General features: G+C 67.9%; 5 protein-coding genes and 1 pseudogene. All 6 read right to left on the bottom strand.

Going from position 1 to position 6,679, the window contains the following annotated elements; translation table 11 throughout:
- Positions 1 to 467: GNAT family N-acetyltransferase (locus ACE3UY_RS11380; protein WP_374687646.1), on the bottom strand; the 467-nt coding region annotated here is incomplete at its 3' end.
- A 221-nt stretch (positions 468 to 688) separates the two neighbouring features.
- On the bottom strand, positions 689 to 2,074 hold the full coding sequence (locus ACE3UY_RS11375; RefSeq protein ID WP_374687645.1) for an NAD(P)/FAD-dependent oxidoreductase: 1,386 nt from the start codon (positions 2,072 to 2,074) through the stop codon (positions 689 to 691).
- A gap of 145 nt (positions 2,075 to 2,219) precedes the next feature.
- Entirely contained in the window at positions 2,220 to 2,726 is a 507-nt protein-coding gene (locus ACE3UY_RS11370) for a nuclear transport factor 2 family protein (protein ID WP_374687644.1), read from the bottom strand.
- A 15-nt stretch (positions 2,727 to 2,741) separates the two neighbouring features.
- Positions 2,742 to 3,161 (bottom strand): nuclear transport factor 2 family protein, encoded by a 420-nt coding sequence (locus tag ACE3UY_RS11365; protein WP_374687643.1) that lies wholly within the window; start codon positions 3,159 to 3,161, stop codon positions 2,742 to 2,744.
- Positions 3,162 to 3,303: 142 nt separating this feature from the next.
- Positions 3,304 to 6,240 (bottom strand): BTAD domain-containing putative transcriptional regulator, encoded by a 2,937-nt coding sequence (locus ACE3UY_RS11360; RefSeq protein ID WP_374687642.1) that lies wholly within the window; start codon positions 6,238 to 6,240, stop codon positions 3,304 to 3,306.
- A gap of 118 nt (positions 6,241 to 6,358) precedes the next feature.
- A pseudogene (locus ACE3UY_RS11355) lies at positions 6,359 to 6,646 on the bottom strand (amidase family protein); the annotation flags it as partial.
- Positions 6,647 to 6,679: the final 33 nt, after the last annotated feature.

Raw genomic sequence — 6,679 nt, 5'->3', positions numbered from 1 at the left:
TCCCGGCCGACCTTGACCCCGCTGGCAAAGGGAAAGCCTTCGATGGCCGCCGCGCCGTGCTCACGCGCCAGCGCGACCGCGGCCTGGAGCAACGCCCGGCTGACCCCTTCGCGCCGGACATCCTTGCGGACGTAGAAGCAGGGCGCCATCCAGACGCTGTCGTCCTCAGACGGATCGCGTCCCTTGAACGACGGCACGTTTAGGGCGCGGACGAACCGGGAGCGCGGGCCGGCCGCGCACCAGCCGACGACTTCGCCCTCGCGATAGGCCAACAGGCCGATGGGGTATGGGGTGGCTTCTATTAGCTCGATGAACTCGCGGCGGTTCCCTTCCGGGCCTCCGGCCTTGTACTCCTTGTAAGGGATGAGAAACCACATGCACCAGCAGCCATGCGTTTCGCGGCTGGTGGCGAACAGCGCTTCCACGTCTGGCAGAAGCTCCTGAGTGAGGGGTTTGACGTCGAACATTGCGATTCCTTTCTACAACTGCCTTGTTTTCGGATCTCAACTTCCAACAATGCTCTATATGTCGGGTAACACTCGCTGCCGATCATCTCCAAGGCAACCGGCTTCCTTAGGAGCACTCCATCGGCGCACGTTACCTGAACATCCGCAGTCATCAACTCCTGCGCCACCCGCCATTGCCCATCCCCTTCCCTCCGCCAAGTGACTCCTGTGCGGTGCAAACGCTATAACTGCCCTGTTGTCGGATCCCAGCCATCGAGCAGCGCCCGATACGCCGGATCCTCGTACCGCCCCAGAGCGAAGGCAGATGCATATTCTGGCAAAGCGCTCCTGGCAATATAGGCCGCCAGCAAATCCGCCCCCGCCTGCGAAGCCATGATGCCATAGCCCGACAGCGCGCCGAAGAGGTAGGCTCCCATCACCGGCAGCGGGCCGATGAGCGGCCGGTTCTCCCGCGTCTTGCAGTAGTAGCCGCCGTCCACATAGGGCCGGCCAAAGTTGCCGGCGTAGGCGGCCAGTCCCGGAACCATCCGCGCCAGCCCGCGCACCACCACCTCGGCGTACTCCGGCTCGAAGCGGGTGGGCCACACGGCCGGCGTCGGCTTGATGTCGTACGTCCACAGGATCAGCAGCGTCTGCGCTCCCAGCCCGCCCTCCGGCCGGAAGTGGACGCCGGCCGGGAACGGCTCGGTCAGCCAGCGCGTCTCCTCGGCCGCGGCCAGCTCGGCGCGCTCCTCCTCGCGCCAGGGCAGCGCCACCGGATCGCTCCAGATCATCAGAGGCGCGTCGCGCGGCACGATGCCCAGCGGGTCGTTGATGGCGACCTTGCCGTGCAGTTCGTTGAAGACGGGTATCTCGACGCCCAGCAGCGCCCCTACCTTGTCCACCAGCGGCCCGGCGGCGTTGACGAAGACGCGGGTCTGCACCTGATGCGCCTGCCCATCCACCTGGAGGGTGACGCCGTTCACCCGGCCGCCGGTCGTATCCACAGCCGCCACGCGACCGCTCACGAAGCGCACCCCATGCCGCTTGGCCTCGTCCAGCAGCCACATGCCGAGCTGTTGGGCGCTGAGCCAGCCGCAGCGGCGCGGGTGGAGCATGGCGACGGCGTCGGGCGTGACGAAGGGGAAGCGCGCCCGGATGATCGCCGGATCGAGCACCAAATCGGCCCCACCCAGTTCGGGCGCGTACCCCTCGACGGCGTGGGGCGGGAAGGGAGGATCGTCGGGCCAGCCGCGGTGGACGCGCAACTCGCCCGCGCCCAGCGCCGCGCTCTCCTCGGCCGACCGGCGGTAGAGGTCGGCCTTGGCCGGGTCGGCGGTCAGGAAGACGTAGCCGCGCCGGTTCAGGTGGAAGTAGTTGTCGCTGGCCGCGGCCAGCTCTTCCAGCAGGTCGATGCTGCGGTTCATGAAGCGCACCATCGCGTCGCCGGGGCCGGGCCACCAGTTGCGGTAAGCCTCGGTCGATTTGTCGCTGGTCAGCGTCAGCGGCGAGCGCTCTTCGACCAGCAGTACGTTGGCGACGCCGTGGCGGACAGCCAGGTGGTAGGCGGCGGAGACGCCGGCAATGCCGGCCCCACAGATGACGATGTCGGCGGTGGTTGGGATCATGCCTTTGTTTTAGCGCAAAGGGGCGGGGACGCAAAGAATGCGGGGGAGCAGGGGAGCAGGGGAGCGGGGGAGCAGGGGTGAAAAGAGATTTTTGACCAGCGGCTCTTTCACCCCCGCTCCCCTGCCCCCCTGCTCCCCCGCCTCTTCACCCCTCCATTCCCAACAACGCCTCATTGGCGACGCCAACCGAGGCGTGGAGTTGCACCAGCTTCCACTCGCCATCCTCCTGGTGGAAGACCGCGCTCCAACGGGGGGCGATCTGCTTGCCGTTGGGCAGGGTCAGGATGGGCGTAGATAACCCCCAGCCGACCGAGTCTTCCTGGTACGCTTCGGTGTCCCGGCAGGAGACCTGAACGACGTTGCCCAGCGCTTTCACCTCCTCTTTCAGGAACTCGGCCACTTGCGGCCCTTCCAACCATTCGGCGGGGTCGGTGCCGACCAGACGGACGCCGGCCCGCCGCGAGATGTGCCGCTCGGCCCAGGACAAGTCCCCTTTGGCGACCGACTCGAACCAGCCCTCGATGATGTTGCGCAATTCAGTAGATGCCCGCATGGTATTCCTCACGAGTTGAATCCCGGCCCATTGGCCCAGCGATGGGGAGATCGTCCGACCGGGCGCAGTCGTCGCGAAAGCGCCCGGCCGTTGCGTCATAAGTGGGCCGCCGGCTCACCGCAAGGCGGCGGGGATGCCCTCTTCCAGGCCGTCAAACACAACCTTGCCGTCTTTGACGATCGTCACGCCGTTGTCGCCTTCCTCCACGGCCTCGCCGCCGATGTAGAGGGTATAGCCGTAGTTCACCTTGCCGTTCGTGTTCACGAGATCCCTCAGTTCGAAGACAAAACCGCCGTCGATGAGCGCGCTGATATTTTCCCGAACCTCGTCCTTGCCGGTGAAAGTTCCGGTCGGGTTAATGAATAGAGCGTCGTCGGCCACGTGGCTCATGGCCGTTTCCAGTTGCTTCTCCGCGATGGCCGTGTAGAACTCCTGCACGACGGTGACGGGGTCCGGTTCGTTCTGGGCCATGCCGCCGCAGGCCGACAGCAGCAGGACGAGCAATGCACCGATCACAACGAGATACTTCTTCATGATATGCCTCCTCTGGCAAAATGTGGTGGCGGAGGCGTCCGCCGCCGGATTGAGTAAGTGGCCTCACTCTAGCATCCCATCGTGAAATAATCGGGAAATGCCGCGGGAAGCGAGAAAAGAAGAGGTTATTGAGGGGATAGACTTACCCGGGTTTGCCTTCGAGGCGTTCCAGGCGCTCCAGGAGATACTGCCGCGCTTTGGCGCTTTCCAGCTCGGTATAGAGAGCCAGCGCTTCCGTCCACATGGCGCGGGCGTCCCCATCCCGCCCCTCCGCCAGGTGGACCTCACCCAATGCGTACAACGCATTGGCGATGCCCACTTTGGTCCCCAATATCCTGAACCGCTCCAGGGCGGCCCGATAGTGGGCGGCGGCCTGGGCGTAATCCGACTGCGCCAGGGCCAGGTCGCCGTTGAGCTTGAGCATCCAGGCCGCGCCCATGATGTCGCCCATCTGGTCGGTCAGGACAACGCTCTCCCGCGCATACGCCTCGGCCGCGGCATAGGCGCCCTGGCTCAGGTGGAACCACGCCAGCCGGGCCAGCACCACCGGCAACTGCGCCCGGTCGCCAAGCGTGCGAAAGAGATCGGCGCTTCGCTCCAGTCCCACCTGGCGCTCAACCGGCGCGTCGGCGATGTCGGCCAGACCCACCCAGACCCAGGCGCTAATCCATCGTCCTTCCTCGCCCAGGGACTCGCCGATAGCCAGGCTTTCTTCCAGTGCGGTTCGCGCCGCGGCCGGTTCCCCTAGCTGCCTGAGCACTTCGCCGTAGAGCGCCAGCGCGTCGCCCAATCCCCAGCGGTCGGCGGGCGACCCGGCGCGATAGAGGGCGATGGCCTCCTCCAGCCAGCGCCGCGCCGTGGTATAGTCGTTGCTGCCCCAAAAGGCGAGGCTGGCGGCAGCGGTCAGCGCTTTCGCCCGCGCCGACGCAAAGCCCGGCGATCTGGCGAGTAGGGGGGCGGCCAACAGCCTGGACAGCCACGCCGGCCCCTCGCTCCAATGGCCGCGCAGGTTCCAATACCAGGTTAGCGCCCCGGCCAGCCGCAGGCCGCGCTCCACATCGCGCGTCAGCGACCACTCCAGCGCCGCGCGCAGGTTGTCCAATTCCGCGTCGAGCCGTTCGAGCCATTCGATCTGTTCCGTACCGCGCAGCCCGACCTCAGCCTCTTCCGCCAGCCGGACGAACCAGTCCAGATGGCGCCCGCGTACTCCGTCGCTTTCGCCCGCCGCCCGGAGCTTCTCGCGCCCATACTCGCGGATCGTCTCCAACATCTGGAATCGCGTCCGCCCGCGCGCCTGCTCGGCGATCAGCAGCGACTTGTCCACCAGACGGTTGAGCAGGTCGAGCAGCGCGGGGGGCGACGGGCCATCGGGCGCATCGTCGTAGAGCGACCGCACAGCCTCTACCGTGCCGCCGCCGGCAAAAACCGACAGCCGTCGCAGCAGCGCCCGCTCCGGCTCCGCCAGCAGGTTGTAGCTCCAGTCGAGGACGCCGCGCAGGGTTTGGTGGCGCGGCGGGGCGGTGCGGCTGCCCAGATGCAACAGGTCGAAGCGGTCGTCGAGCCGCGCCGCCAGCTCTTCGATCGATAGGGTCTTCATCCACATGGCGGCCAGCTCGATAGCCAGGGGGATGCCGTCCAGGCGCGCGCACACCTGCCGGACGGCTTGCGCGTTCTCGTCGGTCAGCGCGAAGCCAGGATTGACCGCCCCCGCTCGCTCGACGAACAGGCGGATACCCTCGAAGTTCAGCATGGCGCCGAGTAGCGGCCAGCGGGCGTAGCGCGGCACGGCCAGCGGGGGCACGGGCAGGGCGATCTCGCCGATGAGGCCGAGCGCCTGACGGCTGGTCGCCACGATCTGGAGATGGGGGCAGCCGTCCAGCAGGGTCTGGGCCAGCGCCGCGCAAGCGGAGATCAGGTGCTCGCAGTTGTCCAACAGGACGAGCAGCCGCCGGGCGCGCAAGGCAGCGACGAGCGTGGTCAGCAGCGGCTCATCCGGCGACTCGGGGACGCCCAGCGCCCTGGCTACGGCTGGCGGCACGTGGGCGTCGTCGTTGAGCGCCGCCAACTCCACCCACCACACCCCATCCGGGAAGGCGTCCATCAGGTCGGTCGCGGCCTGGATGGCAAGGCGGGTCTTGCCGCTGCCGCCCGGCCCGGTCAGCGTGATCAGGCGGACGGGCGGCGTGGCCTGCCCCGCCGGAGAGAGAGGGGCGTCGCCGGCCGTCAGCAGGCGTTTGATGCGCGCCGTCTCGTTCGCCCGCCCAATGAAGCTGCTCAGGGGGATGGGCAGGTTGGTGATGAGCGCCTCGGACGCGGGGCGGGCGCCCGGCCCGCGCTGAATCCAGCGGTAGAGCGCGGTCGTCTCCGGGCCTGGTTCGACCGCCAGTTCTTCCCACAGCAGCCGTCGGGCCGTCTCATACTGCTGGAGCGCCTCGCTGCGCCGGCCGGCGGCGAGGTAGCAGAACATCAGGTGTTGGTGGGCGCGCTCGTTGGCCGGGTCGGCGTCGAGCGCGCGATGGGCCAGGACAATGGCCCGCCGGTAATCGCTGCGCGTCCGCATCGCCTGGCACAACGCCAGCGTTTGCTCCAGGTAGGCGGCATGGTAGTGCTCGCGCAGGGGCATGATCCAGTCGTCGTAGTAGCCGCTCAGCAACTCGCCCCGATAGAGGTCGAGCGCCGCCAGCGACTCGTCGGCCGGTTCGGCTTCGCCAAGCGGGAAGGGCGGCCGGTCGGCGGCTGGCCGCTCGAAGGCCCTCACGTCCACCCACAGCGGGTAGTCAGGGTTGAGCCGGACAGCCTGCCGGTCGGCCAGGATGGCGTCGGGGCCGAGCGCCCGGCGCAGCGCCGTCAGCGCCTTACGCAGCGAGCCGCGGGCCTGCTCGTCGGGCGTGTCGCCCCACAGCAAAGCGGCCAGCTTCTCGCGGCCGTGGGGGCCGGGCGCGAGGGCGAGGTAGGCCAGCAGCAGTTCCGTCTTGCGCGTGGGCAGGCGGAGCGGCTGCCCCTCGCGGACAAGCTCGAATTCGCCGAACAGGCGCAGTCGGATGGGCAATACATCTGTTGGCTGCCGGGCCGAGTCCATGACGCCACCTGGAAGCGGACGGTGTCCAGTATGTTTTATCGCAAAGGCGCGGGGACGCAAAGGGGCCGGAACACGCACTATCGAAGGAGTGATGAGACGTGACGCTTAACACCAGTTCATCCTCCCCCAACCGCCCCACCACCTGAACCCCCATCGGCCACCCCTCCGCGTCTGTCCCGGCCGGCAGGGAGATGGCCGGCAGCCCGGCATGTGTCCAGGGCAGGGCCATGACCGGGTCGCCGGTGCTGGCGAGGCCGCGCGGGGCGGGGCCAACGGCCGCCGGGGCGAGCCATAGATCGATCCCCTGCTCGTCCATCAACCTGTGGAGCGCTTCGCGTAACTGCGCGCGGCCATCGAGCGCCTGCCGGTAGGCCGCCTCGCTCACCCGCTGCCCGCGTTGGATCAACTCGGCCGTCTTGGGGTGGTAGTGCTCGCGGTA

This window comes from Promineifilum sp. (SeqCode) (assembly GCF_041918635.1).
GTDB lineage: Bacteria > Chloroflexota > Anaerolineae > Promineifilales > Promineifilaceae > Promineifilum.
The sequence above is the reverse complement of the archived record's forward strand: the minus strand, read 5'-3'. Positions and strand labels throughout refer to the sequence as shown.

What these genes read in the sequence shown, in the direction of transcription:
- ACE3UY_RS11375 (WP_374687645.1), bottom strand. Translation starts at nt 2,074, where the DNA reads ATGATCCCAACCACCGCCGACATCGTCATCTGTGGGGCCGGCATTGCC.
- ACE3UY_RS11370 (WP_374687644.1), bottom strand. Translation starts at nt 2,726, where the DNA reads ATGACGCAACGGCCGGGCGCTTTCGCGACGACTGCGCCCGGTCGGACG.
- ACE3UY_RS11365 (WP_374687643.1), bottom strand. Translation starts at nt 3,161, where the DNA reads ATGAAGAAGTATCTCGTTGTGATCGGTGCATTGCTCGTCCTGCTGCTG.
- ACE3UY_RS11360 (WP_374687642.1), bottom strand. Translation starts at nt 6,240, where the DNA reads ATGGACTCGGCCCGGCAGCCAACAGATGTATTGCCCATCCGACTGCGC.